Origin of the sequence: Rathayibacter sp. VKM Ac-2805, from assembly GCF_009834265.1 — a bacterium.
Lineage (GTDB): Bacteria > Actinomycetota > Actinomycetes > Actinomycetales > Microbacteriaceae > Rathayibacter.
Genome location: NZ_CP047185.1, coordinates 3,452,049 through 3,468,878, shown reverse-complemented (window position 1 = coordinate 3,468,878; position 16,830 = coordinate 3,452,049). Strand labels below are relative to the sequence as shown.

The window sequence follows — 16,830 nt, the reverse complement described above, 5'->3', positions numbered from 1 at the left end:
GCCGCTCATCCGACGTAGAAGGAGTCGGCGTTGTCCGCGGTCACGCGCTCGGAGCCGAGGGTCGACGTCTCCAGTTCCGCGCCGCTCGCGGAGGCGATGAGGAGGTCGGCCATCTGGTCGGCCAGATCGTCCAGTCGCGGCGAGTAGAGCACACGCCAGAGCGAGTCCTGCTTCGTGAAGATGTCGAGGATCTCATCGGTGGCGTCGATGCTTCCCAGAGCCACGGAGGGGTCGGCCGGGTCCACCCCGGAGTCGAGCAGCGCCTGGTACGCGCCCGTGGCGGGGTCGGGACCCATCGACACCCAGACCTTGGTGTCGGGGACAGCGGCGAGCTGATTCTGAGCGGCCTTGTAGCCGTCGTCGAGCGAGACGACGGAGTGCTCGGTCAGCGACACGGCGGCGTCGACGTTCTCCAGCCCCTCCACGATGCCCTCCGAGCGCTCACGCCCGAGGTCGGTGTCCCAGTAGCCGAGCAGAGCCACCGGCACTTCGGTCCCCTTGCCGTACTTGTCGTTGATCCACTCGCCCATCGCCTCGCCCAGGTTGATGCCGTCGGTGCGGTTGTCGATGAGCACGGCTGCGCTCGTGCCTTCCCACTGGCTGGCGTAGCCGAGCACCTCCACGCCGGACTGCTGGGCCTGCTGGGTCACCGTCACCATGGAGTCCGACTGCACGGGGTAGCCCATGATCGCCTTGACGTCGCCGCGCGTGATCCACGACTCCCAGTCGGAGATCTGCGTCTGGAGATCCCACTGCGGGTCGTCGCTGAGGAACTCGTACCCGGCGTCCTCCACCTGCGGGCCGATCTTCTCGAGGAGGGTGTTCCAGACCTGGATGTCCAGTCCGGCGAAGCTCATCGCCACAGCCCCCTTCTCCGTCGAATCGCCTGCGGCGGTGTCGGGTGCCGAGTCGGCGGTGGGGGCGAGGGAGGTGCAGCCGGTCAGGGCGAGCGCCGACGCGAGGACGAGGGCGGACGTGAGACGGAGGGATGTGCGCATGTGCAGACCTTCTAGACGGGAACGGATGTGACTCGACCGGCGTGGTGCTGGAAGAGCGTCAGCGTGGCGGTGCGTGAGGTGCAGTTCGAACGGGCGGTCCGGGCGGGACGTCTTCGTCGACGATCGCCGGTGCCGCAAATGAAGGCGGTTCATTTGGTGAAAACTGATAGTAGACGCGCTCGGCGCCCGCCACAACAACGATTTTCCGAAGGATTACCAACTCGTTACGGTCGTGTTTCCGGCTCGGCCCGCGCGAGATGTCCGCATCAAACGAATGCCGTTCATTTACTTCACCGGCGAGATCCATCGCTCGCCCAGCTGGCGAGGGGGCGGGCGGGCAGTACGATCGGGCTCCGATGACTCCCGAGGCCGAGCGCGAGAGACGAGCACCCCAGCGCTCCGCGCGACGTGCGGGTCGCCCCGCCGCGCCCCTCATCACCGCCGACAGCATCGCCGAGGCCGCCGTCGAGCTGCTCGACGAGGTGGGCGATTTCACGATGACGCAGCTGGCGCGTCGCCTGGGCGTCGGTGCGTCGGCGCTCTACAACCACGTCGCCGGCAAGGAGGAAGTGCTCGCTCGGGTCCGCGAGCTGGTCAGCGACCGGATCGACGTCAAGATCTTCGACTCGACCCCCCTGTTCGACGCGCTGCGGGTCTGGGCGCGCTCGTACCGCGAGGCCTTCGCGCGCCACCCCGCGACGATCGCGGTCTTCGCGACCACTGCCCTGGGCGGAGCCGGGCGGACGACGGAGATGTACGAACGGGTCGTCGGCGCCTTCCTGAGCGCAGGGTGGCCCGAGGACGACGTGGTGGTCGCGCTCGTCGCGCTGGAGGACTTCATCCTCGGTGCAGCCCTGGACGCCGTCGCGCCCGACGACATGTTCGAGCTCCGCAGCCCCGACGACGCGCCGACCCTGAGCCGCGTCACCGCTGCGAACCGCCGCTCGTCGCGGGGAGACCGACCCGCCCTGGCGTCGTTCGAGGCGGGCCTCGACGCGATGCTGACAGGCCTGCGAGTGCGCCTGGAGCGCTTGTCCGGCTGAGCAGGCCGCGGCCGAGGCCGACGACACCGTGCTCGGCGGCCACCAGGTCGCCCACGGCCGCGGACAGGACGTCGGCTAGCGGCAGAGCCGACGGAATCCCTCTGCCGCGACGGCATTGCTGCCCGCTACCTCTGCCGCTCCGGCTCACCGGCCGGAGCGGCTCGCCGTCCTAGCGTGGAGGCCACTCGCCCTGATCAGGAGGACTCCGGATGACCGCATCGCCCGCATCTGCAACCGTCGTCGGCGGCCCGACGCTCGCCCAGAGGCGCGAGCTGCTCACGGAGATCCCCGGCCCGCGCTCCCGCGAGCTCCACGCCCGGAAGACGGCCGCCGTCGCGGCGGGCGTCGGGATCGCGCTCCCGATCTACGTCGAGGCGGCCGGCGGCGGCGTCCTCCGCGACATCGACGGCAACACGCTGATCGACTTCGGGTCCGGCATCGCCGTCACCGGAGTCGGCAACTCGGCTCCCGCGGTCGTCGAGGCGGTGCAGCGCCAGGCCGCCGCGTTCACGCACACCTGCTTCACCGTCACCGGGTACGAGGGCTACGTCGAGGTCGCGGAGAAGCTCAACGCGATCACGCCGGGCCGGTTCGACAAGCGCACCGCCCTGTTCAACTCGGGCGCCGAAGCGGTGGAGAACGCGGTCAAGATCGCGCGCCACCACACCGGCAGGCAGGCCGTCGTGGCCTTCGACCACGCGTACCACGGCCGCACCAACCTCACGATGGCGCTCACGGCGAAGGCCATGCCCTACAAGTCCGGCTTCGGCCCGTTCGCGCCCGAGGTGTACCGCGCTCCCCTCTCCTACCCCTTCCGCGACGGCGGCCTCTCCGGCGCCGAGGCCGCCGCGCGCGCCGTCACGATGATCGAGAAGCAGATCGGCGCGGCGAACGTCGCCGCCGTCATCATCGAGCCCATCCAGGGCGAGGGCGGCTTCATCGTCCCGGCCCCCGGTTTCCTCCCGGCCCTGCTCGAGTGGGCCCGCGCCCACGGCGTCGTGTTCATCGCCGACGAGGTGCAGACCGGCTTCGCCCGCACCGGCGCCCTGTTCGCCAGCGAGCACGAGGGCATCGACCCCGACCTCCTCGTCACGGCCAAGGGCATCGCCGGCGGCCTCCCGCTCTCCGCCGTGACCGGCCGGGCGGAGATCATGGACTCGGCGCACGTCGGCGGCCTCGGCGGCACCTACGCCGGCAACCCCCTCGCCTGCGCGGCGGCGCTCGCCACGATCGAGACCTACGAGCGCGAGGACCTCGTCGAGCGGGCCCGCGAGCTCGAGATCCTGTTCCGCGGTCGGCTCGAGGAGATGCGCGGCGCGGACCCCCGCATCGGCGACATCCGCGGCCGGGGCGCCATGCTCGCGATCGAGCTCGTCGACCCCGCTACGGGCGACCCTGACGCGGCACTCACCGGTCGCATCGCTGCGGCTGCGCACGCGGCCGGACTGGTGCTCCTCACCTGCGGCACCTTCGGCAACGTCATCCGCTTCCTCCCTCCGCTCGCGATCTCCGACGAGCTGGCGCACGACGGACTCGACGTCCTGCGCGACGCTCTGGCGGCCGGCTGATGGCCGCCGCACCGCAGCAGGCCGCGGCGGCCTCGACCCCTTCCCGCGAGCCGGGGCCCTCCCCGGAAGCGCACGGAGGCGGCAGCCAGGCCCTGGCCGATGCCCACGCACAGCTCGCGGAGGCGGTCGCCTTCCACGGCTACGACGAGGGCACTCACGCGATGCTCGCCGCGAGCCGGCGCGAGCTCACCGTCAGCATCCCGCTCCGACGCGACGACGGCACCGTGGAGGTGCTGACCGGCTACCGGATCCAGCACAACATCTCCCGCGGCCCCGCCAAGGGGGGCCTGCGCTACAGCGCCTCCGTCGACGTCGACGAGGTCCGCGCGCTCGCCATGTGGATGACCTGGAAGTGCGCTCTGCTCGACGTGCCGTACGGCGGCGCGAAGGGCGGGATCGCGATCGACCCGCGCCGGTACTCCAGTGCCGAGCTGGAGCGGGTGACCCGGCGGTACACGACCGAGATCCTGCCGATCATCGGCCCCCAGCACGACATCCCGGCCCCGGACATCGGCACCGACGAGCGGGTGATGGCGTGGATGATGGACACCTACTCCGTGAGCCAGGGCCACACCGTCCCGGGAGTCGTGACGGGCAAGCCCCTCAGCCTCGGTGGCTCGCTCGGCCGCGCGAGCGCCACCTCCCGCGGGGTCGTGCACGTCGCCCTCGCGGCCCTCGACACCGCCGGGATCGACGCCTCCTCGTCCACGGCCGCGGTCCAGGGGTTCGGCAAGGTCGGCCGCGACGCCGCCCGCTTCCTGCACCAGGCCGGCGTCGCCGTCGTCGCCGTCTCCGACCAGTACGGCGCCGTGCACTCTCCGGCCGGGATCGACGTCGAGGCGCTCGGCCGCCACGTCGACGCCGACGGGAGCGTCGTGGGCTTCCCCGGCGCGGAGGCGCTCGAGAGCTCCGCGCTGCTCGAGCTGGACGTCGATCTGCTCGTGCCGGCCGCGGTCGAGGGGGTCCTCCACGCGGGGAACGCCTCCCGGGTGAGGGCCCGCATCGTGGTCGAGGGCGCCAACGGCCCCACCACCCGCGACGCCGACCGCGTCCTCGCCGCCGCCGGAGTGCTCGTCGTCCCCGACATCCTCGCCAACGCCGGGGGAGTGATCGTCTCGTACTTCGAGTGGGTGCAGTCGAATCAGGCCTACCGGTGGAGTCTCGACGAGGTCGAGAGCCGACTGGCGGAGCGCATGCGCTCCGGATGGAACGACGTCACCGCCTTCGCCTCCCTCCACGACCTGACCCTACGGGCGGCCGCCACGGCTCTGGCCGTCAAGCGGGTCACCGACGCTCACCGCCTCCGCGGCCTCTACCCCTGAGCGATGGGCCTCCCCGTACTGGAGTGGGACTGCGACGAAGCGGACTGCCCGTACTGCCGCGGCTCCGAGACCGACTAGCCGACGCGTCATCCCCTCCCACCACCCCGACCGATCCGCGAGAGAGCTCATCACGATGACAGCACTGACGGAGCGCGAGCTCCTCGACAGCGTCCCCACACGCCTCTTCATCGGTGGGGAGTGGGTTGATGCCTCCGGATCGAGGACCGTGCCGGTGCACGATCCGGCGACCGGGGCCCGCCTGGCCGCGATCGCCGACGCGAGCCCGGCCGACGGGCTCCGGGCCCTCGATGCCGCCGTCGACGCCCAGGAGTCCTGGGCGCGGACGGCACCGCGGATGCGCGGCGAGATCCTGCGCCGCACCTTCGACCTGCTGCAGCAGCGCCGCGACGACGTGGCGCTCCTGATGACGCTCGAGATGGGAAAGCCCCTCGGCGAGGCGCAGGGCGAGGTCACCTACGGCGGTGAGTTCCTCCGCTGGTTCAGCGAGGAGGCCGTGCGCATCTCCGGCCGGTTCGGCGGCAACCCCGAGGGGACCGGGCGCATGGTCGTCTCGCAGCGCCCCGTCGGCCCGTCCTACCTCATCACCCCGTGGAACTTCCCCCTCGCGATGGCCACGCGGAAGATCGCTCCGGCACTCGCCGCCGGCTGCACCGTCGTCGTGAAGCCGGCCACGCTCACGCCCCTCACGACGCTGCTCCTCGCCGCCCTCCTCCAGGAGGCGGGACTGCCTGCCGGCGTGCTCAACGTCATCACGACGTCCGCCTCGGCGGCCGTGTCGGAGCCGATCATCGCCGACCCGCGCCTGCGCAAGCTCTCCTTCACCGGGTCCACGCCGGTGGGTCGCACGCTGATCAAGCAGGCGTCCGAGAACGTGCTGCGCACCTCGATGGAGCTCGGCGGCAACGCCCCGTTCGTGGTGTTCGAGGACGCCGACCTGGACAAGGCGGTGGCCGGCGCCCTCGCGGCCAAGTTCCGCAACACCGGCCAGGCCTGCACGGCCGCGAACCGCTTCCTCGTCCACAGCGCCGTCGCGGGCGAGTTCGCCTCGCGACTCGCCTCCGCGGTGATGAGCATGCGCGTCGGCCGGGGCACCGAGGAGGGGGTCGCCATCGGACCCCTCATCGACGACTCCGCGGTGCAGAAGGCCGATGCTCTGGTCAGGGACGCCGTCACCCGTGGCGCCACTCTGGTCACCGGCGGGCGCGCTCTCGAGGGCCCGGGCAGCTTCTACGAGCCCACCATCGTGACCGGGGTGCAGCCCGGCAGCGACATCCTCCGGGAGGAGATCTTCGGACCGGTCGTCTCGATGGTGGAGTTCGACGACGAGGCGGAGGCGGTGCGCCTCGCCAACGACACGGAGTACGGACTCGTCTCCTACGTCTTCACCGAGTCGCTCGCCCGGGGCGACCGGATGATCGACGCTCTCGACACCGGGATGATGGGCCTCAACGTGGGCGTCCTCTCCAACGCGGCCGCTCCGTTCGGCGGCGTCAAGCAGTCGGGCATCGGCCGCGAGGGCGGCGCCGAGGGCATCCACGAGTACCTCTCGACGAAGTACACCCTCATCCCGAGCAGCTGACGCCGACGGAGTCCTCCGTCACCCGCGACCTCAGGCGCCTGTCTGCGGAGCGGACCGCCTCCACGACTGATCCATCACCTCGAACAAGCGGTCGAGAGACCTCCGGATCGCGGCAGCCTGCGACTTCGCGAGCGCGCCCCGGGTGAGGTTGTCGATCTCGAGGCCGGCGAGCACCGCCATGACGAGTCCGGCGTCGTCGTCGGGATCGAGAGCCCCGCGTTCCTGCAGCACGTTGGACAGCTGAGCGTGGAGCGACTGCTGCCAGGCGGTCGACGCACGGGCGAGCTCGGCGCCCCGCGAGGCCTCGATGAGGAACTCGTACTCGGCGACGATCGCGTTGTCGGGATTCTCGAGGCCCTCGATGAGGAAGTCGGAGAGCACCCGCGCGAGGTCGGCTGCCGAACCGGCCGTCCCGATCGAGGAGATCGTGCGGATGACCCGGCGCAGCTCGCGCTGGGCGTGCAGATCGAACGTCTCGACGATCAGCTGCTGCTTGTTCCCGAAGTAGTAGCTCACCGCGCCGAGCGGAAGGGCGGCCTCTGCGGCGAGGGTCCGCATGGAGAGGGCCGCCAGCCCGTCCCGCCCGATGATGCCGAGCGCGGTCTCGAGGATCTTCTCCTTCCGCTCCGCGCCCTTGCGACTCGGGGGCGCGATCGCTGCTGCAGCCATCAGGTCTCCTTCCGGGCGCCGCGGATCCACCCCGCGGAGCCCCTTCCGATTGTCTCAAGCGTGCACGGAGCCGCCGTCGAGGGGCGCGAGCACCGCCTCGCCGATGCCGGTCCTCGGCGTCGGCGTGATCGGGCCGGGGCTCCGTCAGCGGTGGCCGTCGGCTCCGTTCACGGCCGGCCAGCTGACCGGGCAGTGCCCGGCGATCAGGCGCGCGTCCTCCGCCGCGGCCAGCGCCGTCAGCCGGTCGTGGGAGGTGCGCACGAGGGGTGCGTCCTCCGGGAGCGCGTGCGTCCCGACGACGCGGTCGCGGTCGATGCCGGCCTGGAGGTCGATGGCGTCCATGGCGAACAGCCAGGTTCCCGACTCGGCCATCCGCACCCGGTAGGACATGTGCCCGGGAGTGTGGCCGGGAGTGGAGACCGCCTCGATCCCGGGGGCGAGGACCGCGTCTCCGTCGAGCACGCGCCACGTCAGGCCGCCGAGGTCGTAGTCGTCGCGCAGATAGGCGTCCTCGCGGCCCGCCGTCGTCGTCGCGAACTCGAGCTCGCGGCGCTGGACGCAGACCTCGACGCCCGCTGCGGCCAGATGCCGGAGCCCTCCGGAATGGTCGAAGTGGAGGTGCGAGACGGCCGCAAGGGCGATGTCGGCGGGCGTCAGGCCGTGCTCGGCGAGGGCGTCCAGGAGAGGGTCGCCGTCGGTGGGGAAGACGGGCAGCCCTCCTGGCGCGTACAGCTCGCGATCCGCGTCCGGGCCGCGGAACCGGCGCGCGTCGGTCCCGGTGTCGAGCAGGACCCAGCCGATCGAGCTCTTGACGAGGACGGCGCAGACGGGCTCGAGGAGGATCTCGTCGGACCCTCCCTCGATCGAGATCCACTCCGGGATCTCGTCCCAGGCCAGGGTCAGGCAGTACAGCTGCTCGCAGGCGTCCGACGTGCTCACCGGGATCACAGCACCTTCGAGAGGAACTGGCGGGTGCGCTCGTTCCGAGGAGCGGTGAACACCTGCGACGGGGGGCCCGACTCGATGATGCTGCCCGCGTCCATCACGATCACCCGATCGGCCACCTCGCGAGCGAAGCCCATCTCGTGGCTGACGATGATCATTGTCATCCCCGCGACGGCGAGGTCCTTCATGACGGCGAGCACCTCGCCTACCATCTCCGGGTCGAGGGCGCTGGTGGGCTCGTCGAAGAGGAGCAGGGCCGGTCGCATCGCGAGCGCCCGGGCGATCGCCACGCGCTGCTGCTGACCGCCTGAGAGCGATCGGGGCCGCACATCGGCCTTGTCCGCGAGGCCGACGCGGGCGAGAAGCTCCTTCGCGTGAGCGACGGCGACCGCCTTCGTCTCGCGCTTGACGCTGACGGGGGCGCTCCAGATGTTCTCCAGCACGCTCATGTGCGGGAAGAGGTTGAAGTGCTGGAAGACGAAGCCGATGTCGGCGCGCTGCCGGGCGAGCTCGCGGGCCGAGAGCTCGACGAGGCGCCCGTTCGCGCTCTCGCGGCAGCCCAGCCGCTCGCCGTTGATGAAGATCTCGCCCGAGTCGATGGGCTCCAGCCGGTTGAGGGTGCGCAGGAACGTCGTCTTGCCCGCGCCCGACGGCCCGACGAGGACGACGACCTCGCCGGCGTCGACCGCCAGATCGACCTCGTTCAGGATGCGCTTGTCGCCGAAGGACTTCGTGATCTTCTCGGCGCGGACGAGCGGACCCGCCTGGACGGTCTGGACCGGGGTGGTGTATGGAGTGGTCATGATGCCCTCACGCGGCTTCGACGGGGACGGGCTGCGGGGCGATCGTCCGGCGGCGGGTGCGCAGGCCGAACAGGCGCTTCCAGAGCGATTCAGCGGGCGGGAGGCCCGCTCGGGCGTTCAGCGTGTTCTCGATCCAGGTCTGCACCGCTGTCCAGACCGTGGTGAGCGCCAGGTAGTAGAAGGCGACGACGAGGTAGATCTCGAAGACCTTGAAGGTCGCCGCACTCATGGTCGCCCCGGCCTGGAACATCTCCGCCACGCCGATGACGGAGAGGACGGAGGTCTGCTTCATCAGGCCGTTGAAGGAGTTGCCGAGCGGCGGCACCATGATGCGGATCGCCTGGGGCACGATGATCCGGCGCATGGCGGCGCCGGGGGTCATCCCCAGCGAGAGCGCCGCCTCGCTCTGTCCGCGATCCACCGACTCCAGTCCGGAGCGGACGATCTCCGAGATGTAGGCGCTCTCGTTGAGCATCAGGCCGACGACGGCGGCCTGGACGGCGCCCTTCACGAGGACTCCGGCGAGGTCCTGGTCCTCGAATCGGAACAGCCCGATCGCGGCGAAGCCCGTGTAGAGGATGACCAGCTGGACGAGAAGGGGCGTCCCGCGGATGATCCACACGTAGAAGCTCGCGAAGAGGCGGAACAGGAGGAAGCGGCTGCGGCCGAGCAGCGCGATCCCCAGTCCGACGATCAGCGCGAGGAGCATCGCCGTCACGGAGATCAGGACCGTCAGCGCGAGTCCGCTGAGGAATCGCGGACTGGGAGCGAGCAGGCTCTCCCAGAAGTAGGACCAGTCGAAGGTCATCATGTCTCCTTGCCAGGAGGGGGCGCTGTCGGACAGCGCCCCCCGAGGTGATCAGGACGAGGCGTTCGCGATGTCGAGGGCGTCGAAGCCCCACGTGTCGAGGACGCTCTGGTAGGTGCCGTCCTCCTGGAGTGCGGCGAAGGACGCCGTGAGCGCGTCGTGCAGAGCCGCGTTCGACTTCAGCGACGCGGCGCCGATCTGGATCTCCCCGACGGTCTCGCCGACGGGGACCAGCCGGCCCTCCGACTGCTTCGCGAAGTAGGCGGCGCCCTCGGCGGTGTCGAGGTAGACGTCCTGCTGCCCCGCGATGACCTGCTGGAGCGCGTCCGCCGCCTTGTCGGTCAGCGTCACGTCGATGCCGGGCTCGCCCGCGGCGGTGCACGCCGTGGACTGCTCCTCGAGCAGGCCGGCGCCGGTCGCGCCGTTGATGCCGATCGCTTTGGTGCCGCACAGGGAGTCGTCGTAGCCCTCGACGCCCGCGGGGTTGTCCTTCGCCACGAGGATGCCGGAGCCGGAGAGGAGGTAGGGGACGAAGCTCGCGATCTCCTCGCGCTCGGGCTTGATGTAGAGCGACGAGATGATCGTGTCGCACTGCTGCGCCTGCAGGGCCGGGATCAGTCCCGCGAAGGACAGCTCGCTGAACGCGATGTCGAGGTCCATCTGCTCGGCCATGTCCTTCGCGAGGTCGACCTCGACGCCGACCGGCGTCCCGTCGGCCTCGGCGTACACGTTCGGCGGGGACTCGAGGTTGACGCACACGGTGAGGGTGCCCGGCTCGATCAGGCCGAGCGCGTCACCTCCGCCGCTCTCGGCGTCGGAGCCGCCGGCTGAAGTGGCACAGCCGGCGAGCAGCAGAGCGAGGGCTCCCATGCCGGACAGAGCGGCGAGTCGAGTGCGCATCATGTCGCTTCCTCTCGTGGTGCATCAGTTGAACGATCGTCCAAGACGGAGTTTGACAGTTCGTAGGACCAACCGTCAATGTGGACTCACGTCACACCGAAGGGGATCCCATGGAATGGTCTGCGCTCCGACGCTCGCCCACCCTCTCCCTCCCGGACCAGCTCTCCCTCGACATCGAGCGGACGATCCTCGACGGCACTCTGAAGCCGGGTGAGCGCCTCCCCACCGAGCAGGCCCTCGCCCAGCAGCTCGGAGTGTCGCGCGTCTCGGTCCGACAGGCCCTGCACGAGCTGGAGCAGCGCGGTCTGATCGATCGCAAGCCGGGACGCGGCACCACGGTGCGCGCCCCCTCCTCGCAGTCGGGAACGACTGCGCACTCCCTCGCCGCGATGCTGCCGGCGGCCACGAGACAGGGCACGGAGCTCACCGAGATCATGGAACTGCGCACCCTCATCGAACCGCCCATCGCCGCTCTCGCGGCCGAGCGCGTCTCCGCCCGCGACATCGAGCAGCTGAGGACCCTCGTCCACGAGATGGAGGCCGAGACCGACCTCGCCCGGTACTCGGAACTGGATCGACTGTTCCACCAGACGATCTCGGTGTACAGCCACAATCCGCTCCTGGCGCAGCTGACCGACCTCATCTCGACCCGGATCGCGCCCAGCCGCCGCAGCACCCTGCAGTCGGTCGCGCGGCTGCACACGTCGAACGCGGGGCATCGCCGGATCTACGAGGCCATCGCGGAGAAGGACGGCGCACTCGCGGAGGAAGCCGCGCGCCAGCACGTCCGGACCGTGTTCGAGCAGATCCTGCTCGCCTCGGCCGAGCGCACGACCGTCTCGGGGGACGAGTGATGAGCGGGGCCGTCTCGACGTCGCACTACCTGGCGACCTCCGCCGGCGAGCGGGCACTGCGCGCCGGCGGCTCCGCCGTCGATGCGGCCATCGCCGCCGCGGCGGCGCTCTGCGTCGTGTACCCGAACAACGTCGCTCTCGGCGGCGACCTCGTCGCGCTCGTCCGCAGCCCCGACGGCCGCATCCGCTTCATCAACGCGACGGGGACCTCGGCGCGCCGGAGCAGCCTCGAGACGATGCGCGCGCGCTACGAGGACCGGCTCCCCTCCCGCGGCATCGACACCGTCACCCTTCCCGGCGGCGTCGCCGGCTGGGGCGTCCTGCACGACGCGGGCGCGCGACTCCCCCTGGGCGAGCTGCTCGAGCCGGCGCGGATGCTGGCGGAGTCCGCTCCGGTCTCCCGCTCGGTCGGTGCGGCGATCCGCGTGGACCGCGAGGCTCTTGCGGCCGACCCCGGCTGCGCCGCGCTCTTCCTCCCGCACGGCCGGGGCCTCGTCGACGGCGACACCCTGCGCCAGCCGCAGCTCGCCCGCACGCTCGAGACGCTGCAGGAGCACGGCACCGCGGCCTTCTACAGCGGCCCCCTCGCCGAGCGCTGGATCGCCGGACTGAGTGCTCTCGGCTCGGCTCTCGACGTCGACGACGCCGCCGAGTACCGCCCGACGGTGTCCGAACCGCTCACCCGACGCGTCTTCGGCCTCGATCTGCACACCGGCCGCCCCAACTCGCAGGGCTTCGCCTTCCTGCGCAACGCCCTGACCGCTGAGGCCGCGGCCTGGCCGGACCCGCTCGGCGCCGACGCGGGCCTGCTCGCGCGGACCTTCCTCGCGAGCAACAGCGTCCGCCGTCGCTGGCTCTCCGATCCCGACACGGCCCACCACGACGCCGACGCGCTGATCGCGATGGCGGAACCGGCGTCCCTGCCCGGGACCCCGCTCGCGCCGGCGACGGGCGACACCGTCGGACTGGTCGCGGTCGACGACGACGGGTGGGCGGTCTCCCTCGTCCAGTCGGTGTTCTGGGCGTTCGGCGCGTGCGTCCTCGAGCAGGAGACGGGGATCCTGTTCCAGAACCGCGGCACCTCGTTCTCCCTGGACCCGCAGCATCCCGCCGCCTACTCGCCCTCGCGCCGGCCACCGCACACGCTGATGCCCGTGCTGGTCGAGCGGAGCGGCTCGCTCGCCTACGCCGGTGCGACGATGGGAGGCCAGGCGCAGGCTCAGATCCACACGCACCTCCTCCTGCGCCTCGTCGCCGGATCCTCCGCACTCGAGGCGACTTCCGCACCGCGGTGGGTCGTCGGGATTCAGGACGACGGCGATGTGGAGGAGACCGTGACGGTCGAGGCCGACGTCCCCCGCGCGGCGCGCGACGCCATCGCCGAGGAGGGCTTCCAGGTCCGCGTCGTGCCGCCGCGCGATGAGCTCCTCGGTCACAGCAACCTGATCGTGGCGACCGAGCACGGCTGGGACGCGGCCAGCGATCCGCGATCGGACGGCTCGGCCGTCGTGGTGGTCCCCTCCGAGACCGAGCCGACCGGCGTCGCCCCGTCGGGGCGGCAGCCGCCGGCCCGCTGACCTGCACCGGGCCCTGCTGCTCGCCTCGCGGCACGCCTCCGGCCGGGGCTCAGCGCTCGGCTCGGCCCGAGTCCTCGACGAGGCGCACCTTCACGTTCACCGCGAAGGGGCCGGAGACGGAGGGGTCCGCCCTGAGCAGCGCCAGCATCCTCTCGCCGACCGCGCGCAGGGTCTCGGGGGCCGGGAGGGAGGCGGAGGCGGCGATGTGCGCGGTCACGGTCGTGAACCCCTCCGACCGGTCGATGTCGACCAGCACGTCGGGGCTGCGCAGCGCGAGCTTGACGGCCAGCGCGTCGGCCGCCGCCTCCACGATCGGCTGCGCCGGGTAGACGCCGGCGACCCCCTCGGTGTCGCGGATCCCGGCGGTCAGCCGCTGGGAGAGGGCGGTGTCGTCATAGCCGGCGGTGCCGGCGTCCTCGTGCCCGGCGATCACGGTCGCTCCTCGTCCCTCGGGGGGTAGACGTCGTCGACGGTGACGTCGATGTCGCCGACGGTCAGCTCGGTGTGGCGCTCCAGGGCGTAGCGGATGCGCTCGCGCAGGCTGTCGGCGGCCACGGCGACCGGCAGGCCGAACTCGAGAGCGCAGGTCACGTCGATCCGGATCACGGCCCCGGGTACCGAGATCTCGCCGTCGAGGGTGCACCGGCCCATGATCACGCCGCCCATGGTGTCGCCGGCGCGGCGGATCATGCCGCGCACGGCCGCCTCTGTGAGCGCCAGGCGGAGGGTCGGGTCGGGGTGGCGGACGGGGATGTCGCGGCCGGAGCGCACCTCGGAGCGGATCGCGTCGAGCAGGCCTGCGATCCAGACCTCGTCGCGGTCGGGCTCGCGGTCGGCCTCCTGGCGCAGCGCCCGCGCCGAGAGCTCGGTGAGGCGGGTGAGGTTCGCGAGAGCGAGCCGGCACGCGGCGGAGTTCTCGATCGAGGGGTCGCGCGGCTCGCGGCCGCGGTCGAGGTACTCGCCCAGCTCCTCGAGCGTGTGGCCGTCGAGGTCGTCCTCGGGCACGGCGGCGTCGTCGGTCATCGCCATGCCTCCAATTCGTGGAGCAGGAATCGACGGGCCCGGGCGAGGAGGCCGCGGACCGTCGAGACGGGGAGTTCGAGAGCGTCGGCGATCTCCTGGTAGCTGTAGCCGGCGGTCTCGCGGAGTAGCCAACAGCGTCGCTGATCAGCAGGCAATCGGTCCAGCGCTTCCCAGACCGCGTCCAGCTGGAGTCGTGCCTCCACGATGCGCTCGGGGGAGTGCTCGGGCGGCGCGGGCGGATCCCAGTCGTCGATGTCGTCGTGGCGGCGGCGGACGCGGATCCGGTCGATCGCCTTGTGGGTGACGATGCGCATCAGCCAGTTGCGGATGTGCGCCGGGCTGTCGAGATCGGCCAGACGCCGCCAACCTGTGAGGAACGCCTCCTGCACCACGTCCTCGGACTCCGCCTCGGAGCCGAGGAGCTTCGCGGCGTAGACGCGCATGAGCGCGCCGTGGCGGCGGGCGAGCTGCTCGAACGCCTGCACGTCGCCGTCGACGGCGCGCGCGGCGAGGGTCGCGTCGGACGCGTTCAGGAGGGGGTCGTCGTCGATGAGCGCCTCCTCCGCGGTCCCGCCCGCGGTGTGCCCGCGCGCCGATGCCCTCAGTGTGGGGCGCCGTCCGGCATGACTACCAGCCTTGACAACGGGCCGCCGAATCCGCTGGCCGGATTGCGAGTGCCGCCGATGGGGGACGTCACGAGACGGGATTCGTGACATTCCGGCTCCTCGACACGTCTTGATTCCGTACCCCTCGTGCGTCCCCCCGAGCGCACGGACCCCGAACCCGGAAGAAGTCCCCCATGCACTGCTCCCTCCGCCGCCGCCCCGGGCGGACGTCATGAGCGAGTCGACCTTCACCCTCGGCAGCCCGTTCGCGGGCGACGAGCGGGCCGACCGGCGCTACGAAGCCTCCGGCGACGATCCGTCCGCCGCGTCCGCCGTCTACTCCGAGGCGTACGGCGGAGGCGAGTTCCGCGTCGCTCCGTCGCAGCGCGGCTTCTCCTACCGCTACGCCGTCCGCGGCAGCGACCGGGTGACCCTGCGCACCTCCGACTGCTCCGGCGCCCTCACCGGCCAGGTCCCCCACCTGAAGGAGTACGTCGTCGGCTGGTTCCGCGCCGGCGGCGGACGCCTGAACCTCCCGCCGTTCACCCGGACCGGCACGCTCTCGGCCCCGTTCCTGTTCCCGGCGGAGCGGCACTTCGGGCTCGAGTTCGAGCCGCACCGGCAGAACCTCATCCACTTCGCCCCCGGGTTCCTCGAGGACGTCGCGACCGAGACGCACGCCGGCCCCCGCCAGCCCGTCTCCTTCGACCACGGGGCGGACGCCGACCCCGGCGTCCTCGCCCGCTGGCGCGCCGCGGTGACCGAGGCGAGCGCCGCGCTCGCGACGGCCGCGATCACTCCGCTCGTGCGCTTCACCGCCGAGCTCGACCTCGCCCGCGTGCTGCTGCTGCTGTTCCCGTGGCGCGCGTGGGACGTGCCGGCCGTGCTGCGCCGTCCGTCCGCGTCCAAGACCCGGGTCGCGCTGGACTTCCTCCAGCACCACGCCCACGAGCCGATCACCCCGGCCGACGCCGCCCGCGCGGCCGGCCTGCACACCCGCACGCTGCAGCAGGCGACGAAGCGGCACCTCGGAGTGTCGCCCTCGGTCTACCTGCGCGACGTGCGGCTGGATCGCGCCCACTCCGACCTGATCGCCGGCGATCCCTGCTCGACGACGGTCGCCGCGGTCGCCCGCGAGTGGGGCTTCGGCAACCTCGGCCGCTTCGCGAGCGCCTACCAGGTGCGCTTCGACGAGAAGCCGAGCCACACGCTGCGCCGCTGACGCGCAGCCCTGCGAGCCCGAGGGCCCGGACCGTCTCGGGACGGTGCCGGGCCCTCGTCGTCTCCGGGTGCGTCCCGAGGGACCGTCTCGGAGGACGCTCCATCGTGTCCTCCGACCGGTCTTCCGGACACGGACCTCGTGACACTCGGCGCCGGCTCAGCCCGGCTGATGCACGTGGATGCCGCTGCTCGACGTCACGCCGTTGAACTCGAGATACAGCTGCCCCTCGACGACCGACACGGTCAGCGTGTTGCGGCGCTCGAGTACCGCGACCGCGGCATCCACAAACCCCTGGTCGAAGCTCTGGACGGTGATCTGCTCGAGCTGGTGGACGCGCTTGCCCGACCACGCCGCGATCACCTTCTCCGGGTTGCGATGCGTGTAGACCGTCGTGCGGTCGGCCAGCCTGCTCCCGAAGTGCAGTCGCTCGGCATCCGGCGCGCCCACCTCGATCCACGTGGTCAGCCTGCCGGTGAGATCGCGGACCAGCACCGCCGGCTCGGTCGCCGTCGACGAGATCCCCTCGCTGAAGGTGATCCCCTCCACGTATTCGAGGCAGTACGCGAGCACGCGCGTCATCATGTACACGTCGGTCTCGGAGGGGTGCCGAGCGGCTCGCAACGTGATGTCCTCGTAGACGCCGCGGTCCACATCAGCCAGCTGTATCGCGAAGTTGTACATCACTGCGCCGGCTGCCACGTGTGGGAGCTTATGTCCTCTCGCTCATCGAGGAGCGCGACGCCTCTCCGGCGCCGGTGGGGGCATCGTGTCGGCGCGCCTCCACGCAAGAACGGCGCGGCAGGAGGCGTTCACTCCGTCGAGAACGTCTCACTCGCGGACTCGTAGCAGGGGATCCCGTCCGCGCATCCTCCGCACAGCAGACCGACATGACC

The 16,830-nt window shown here is 71.4% G+C and carries 17 protein-coding genes; 7 read left to right on the top strand and 10 right to left on the bottom strand.

Going from position 1 to position 16,830, the window contains the following annotated elements:
• Positions 1 to 5: 5 nt before the first annotated feature.
• Positions 6 to 998 (bottom strand): substrate-binding domain-containing protein, encoded by a 993-nt coding sequence (locus GSU40_RS16265; RefSeq protein ID WP_160035895.1) that lies wholly within the window; start codon positions 996 to 998, stop codon positions 6 to 8.
• 356 nt (positions 999 to 1,354) lie between these two features.
• Between GSU40_RS16265 and GSU40_RS16260 the strand changes: the two genes are divergently transcribed.
• From GSU40_RS16260 to GSU40_RS16245, 4 genes are all read left to right on the top strand, one after another.
• On the top strand, positions 1,355 to 2,041 hold the full coding sequence (locus GSU40_RS16260; RefSeq protein WP_160035893.1) for a TetR/AcrR family transcriptional regulator C-terminal domain-containing protein: 687 nt from the start codon (positions 1,355 to 1,357) through the stop codon (positions 2,039 to 2,041).
• A 209-nt stretch (positions 2,042 to 2,250) separates the two neighbouring features.
• Positions 2,251 to 3,609 (top strand): 4-aminobutyrate--2-oxoglutarate transaminase, encoded by a 1,359-nt coding sequence (gene gabT / locus GSU40_RS16255; RefSeq protein WP_160035891.1) that lies wholly within the window; start codon positions 2,251 to 2,253, stop codon positions 3,607 to 3,609.
• Entirely contained in the window at positions 3,609 to 4,931 is a 1,323-nt protein-coding gene (locus GSU40_RS16250) for a Glu/Leu/Phe/Val dehydrogenase (protein WP_160035889.1), read from the top strand. Before gabT ends, GSU40_RS16250 begins: the two co-directional genes overlap by 1 nt.
• Before the next feature lie 133 nt (positions 4,932 to 5,064).
• Positions 5,065 to 6,531, top strand: coding sequence for an NAD-dependent succinate-semialdehyde dehydrogenase (locus GSU40_RS16245; RefSeq protein WP_160035887.1), 1,467 nt, complete (start codon positions 5,065 to 5,067; stop codon positions 6,529 to 6,531).
• 30 nt (positions 6,532 to 6,561) lie between these two features.
• Here GSU40_RS16245 and GSU40_RS16240 read toward each other — a convergent pair whose 3' ends face one another.
• The 5 genes from GSU40_RS16240 to GSU40_RS16220 form a co-directional block, all read right to left on the bottom strand.
• Positions 6,562 to 7,200, bottom strand: coding sequence for a TetR family transcriptional regulator (locus GSU40_RS16240; protein WP_160035885.1), 639 nt, complete (start codon positions 7,198 to 7,200; stop codon positions 6,562 to 6,564).
• A gap of 144 nt (positions 7,201 to 7,344) precedes the next feature.
• A complete protein-coding gene (locus GSU40_RS16235; RefSeq protein ID WP_160035883.1) occupies positions 7,345 to 8,139 on the bottom strand; it encodes an N-acyl homoserine lactonase family protein in 795 nt (264 codons plus the stop codon).
• 5 nt (positions 8,140 to 8,144) lie between these two features.
• Complete coding sequence (locus GSU40_RS16230) at positions 8,145 to 8,948, bottom strand: amino acid ABC transporter ATP-binding protein (RefSeq protein ID WP_160035881.1); 804 nt, start codon at positions 8,946 to 8,948, stop codon at positions 8,145 to 8,147.
• 7 nt (positions 8,949 to 8,955) lie between these two features.
• Complete coding sequence (locus GSU40_RS16225; RefSeq protein ID WP_160035879.1) at positions 8,956 to 9,756, bottom strand: amino acid ABC transporter permease; 801 nt, start codon at positions 9,754 to 9,756, stop codon at positions 8,956 to 8,958.
• A gap of 51 nt (positions 9,757 to 9,807) precedes the next feature.
• A complete protein-coding gene (locus tag GSU40_RS16220) occupies positions 9,808 to 10,659 on the bottom strand; it encodes an ABC transporter substrate-binding protein (RefSeq protein ID WP_160035877.1) in 852 nt (283 codons plus the stop codon).
• Positions 10,660 to 10,766: 107 nt separating this feature from the next.
• Here GSU40_RS16220 and GSU40_RS16215 point away from each other — a divergent pair, with 107 nt between their 5' ends.
• Together GSU40_RS16215 and GSU40_RS16210 are read left to right on the top strand one after the other, a co-directional pair.
• Positions 10,767 to 11,510 carry a FadR/GntR family transcriptional regulator gene (locus GSU40_RS16215; RefSeq protein WP_160035875.1) on the top strand — a complete coding sequence of 248 codons (744 nt, stop codon included), beginning with the start codon at positions 10,767 to 10,769 and terminating at the stop codon, positions 11,508 to 11,510.
• A complete protein-coding gene (locus tag GSU40_RS16210) occupies positions 11,510 to 13,087 on the top strand; it encodes a gamma-glutamyltransferase (protein ID WP_160035873.1) in 1,578 nt (525 codons plus the stop codon). The genes GSU40_RS16215 and GSU40_RS16210 overlap by 1 nt, the downstream gene beginning before the upstream one ends.
• A gap of 49 nt (positions 13,088 to 13,136) precedes the next feature.
• On the opposite strand, the gene GSU40_RS16205 is transcribed toward GSU40_RS16210, so the two are convergent.
• Genes GSU40_RS16205 through GSU40_RS16195 form a run of 3 tightly spaced genes read right to left on the bottom strand, consistent with a single transcriptional unit; the run spans position 13,137 to position 14,826 of the window.
• Positions 13,137 to 13,520: a hypothetical protein gene (locus GSU40_RS16205; RefSeq protein WP_160035871.1), complete on the bottom strand. Its 384-nt coding sequence runs from the start codon at positions 13,518 to 13,520 to the stop codon at positions 13,137 to 13,139.
• A complete protein-coding gene (locus GSU40_RS16200) occupies positions 13,517 to 14,110 on the bottom strand; it encodes an Asp23/Gls24 family envelope stress response protein (RefSeq protein ID WP_160035869.1) in 594 nt (197 codons plus the stop codon). Before GSU40_RS16200 ends, GSU40_RS16205 begins: the two co-directional genes overlap by 4 nt.
• Positions 14,107 to 14,826, bottom strand: a complete 720-nt coding sequence (locus GSU40_RS16195; RefSeq protein WP_160035868.1) for an RNA polymerase sigma factor — start codon at positions 14,824 to 14,826, stop codon at positions 14,107 to 14,109. Before GSU40_RS16195 ends, GSU40_RS16200 begins: the two co-directional genes overlap by 4 nt.
• A gap of 121 nt (positions 14,827 to 14,947) precedes the next feature.
• On the opposite strand from GSU40_RS16195, the gene GSU40_RS16190 reads away from it, so the two are divergent.
• Positions 14,948 to 15,937, top strand: a complete 990-nt coding sequence (locus tag GSU40_RS16190) for a helix-turn-helix transcriptional regulator (protein WP_160035866.1) — start codon at positions 14,948 to 14,950, stop codon at positions 15,935 to 15,937.
• 156 nt (positions 15,938 to 16,093) lie between these two features.
• On the opposite strand, the gene GSU40_RS16185 is transcribed toward GSU40_RS16190, so the two are convergent.
• Positions 16,094 to 16,636 (bottom strand): YaeQ family protein, encoded by a 543-nt coding sequence (locus tag GSU40_RS16185; RefSeq protein WP_160035864.1) that lies wholly within the window; start codon positions 16,634 to 16,636, stop codon positions 16,094 to 16,096.
• Between the last annotated feature and the right edge of the window lie 194 nt (positions 16,637 to 16,830).

Bases quoted from the DNA above. Each gene is read 5' to 3' on its own strand.
- GSU40_RS16250 (WP_160035889.1), top strand. From the start codon at position 3,609: ATGGCCGCCGCACCGCAGCAGGCCGCGGCGGCCTCGACCCCTTCCCGC.
- GSU40_RS16265 (WP_160035895.1), bottom strand. From the start codon at position 998: ATGCGCACATCCCTCCGTCTCACGTCCGCCCTCGTCCTCGCGTCGGCG.
- GSU40_RS16240 (WP_160035885.1), bottom strand. From the start codon at position 7,200: ATGGCTGCAGCAGCGATCGCGCCCCCGAGTCGCAAGGGCGCGGAGCGG.
- GSU40_RS16230 (WP_160035881.1), bottom strand. From the start codon at position 8,948: ATGACCACTCCATACACCACCCCGGTCCAGACCGTCCAGGCGGGTCCG.
- GSU40_RS16215 (WP_160035875.1), top strand. From the start codon at position 10,767: ATGGAATGGTCTGCGCTCCGACGCTCGCCCACCCTCTCCCTCCCGGAC.
- GSU40_RS16200 (WP_160035869.1), bottom strand. From the start codon at position 14,110: ATGACCGACGACGCCGCCGTGCCCGAGGACGACCTCGACGGCCACACG.
- GSU40_RS16220 (WP_160035877.1), bottom strand. From the start codon at position 10,659: ATGATGCGCACTCGACTCGCCGCTCTGTCCGGCATGGGAGCCCTCGCT.
- GSU40_RS16190 (WP_160035866.1), top strand. From the start codon at position 14,948: ATGAGCGAGTCGACCTTCACCCTCGGCAGCCCGTTCGCGGGCGACGAG.
- gabT (WP_160035891.1), top strand. From the start codon at position 2,251: ATGACCGCATCGCCCGCATCTGCAACCGTCGTCGGCGGCCCGACGCTC.
- GSU40_RS16260 (WP_160035893.1), top strand. From the start codon at position 1,355: ATGACTCCCGAGGCCGAGCGCGAGAGACGAGCACCCCAGCGCTCCGCG.
- GSU40_RS16210 (WP_160035873.1), top strand. From the start codon at position 11,510: ATGAGCGGGGCCGTCTCGACGTCGCACTACCTGGCGACCTCCGCCGGC.
- GSU40_RS16225 (WP_160035879.1), bottom strand. From the start codon at position 9,756: ATGACCTTCGACTGGTCCTACTTCTGGGAGAGCCTGCTCGCTCCCAGT.
- GSU40_RS16195 (WP_160035868.1), bottom strand. From the start codon at position 14,826: ATGTCACGAATCCCGTCTCGTGACGTCCCCCATCGGCGGCACTCGCAA.
- GSU40_RS16245 (WP_160035887.1), top strand. From the start codon at position 5,065: ATGACAGCACTGACGGAGCGCGAGCTCCTCGACAGCGTCCCCACACGC.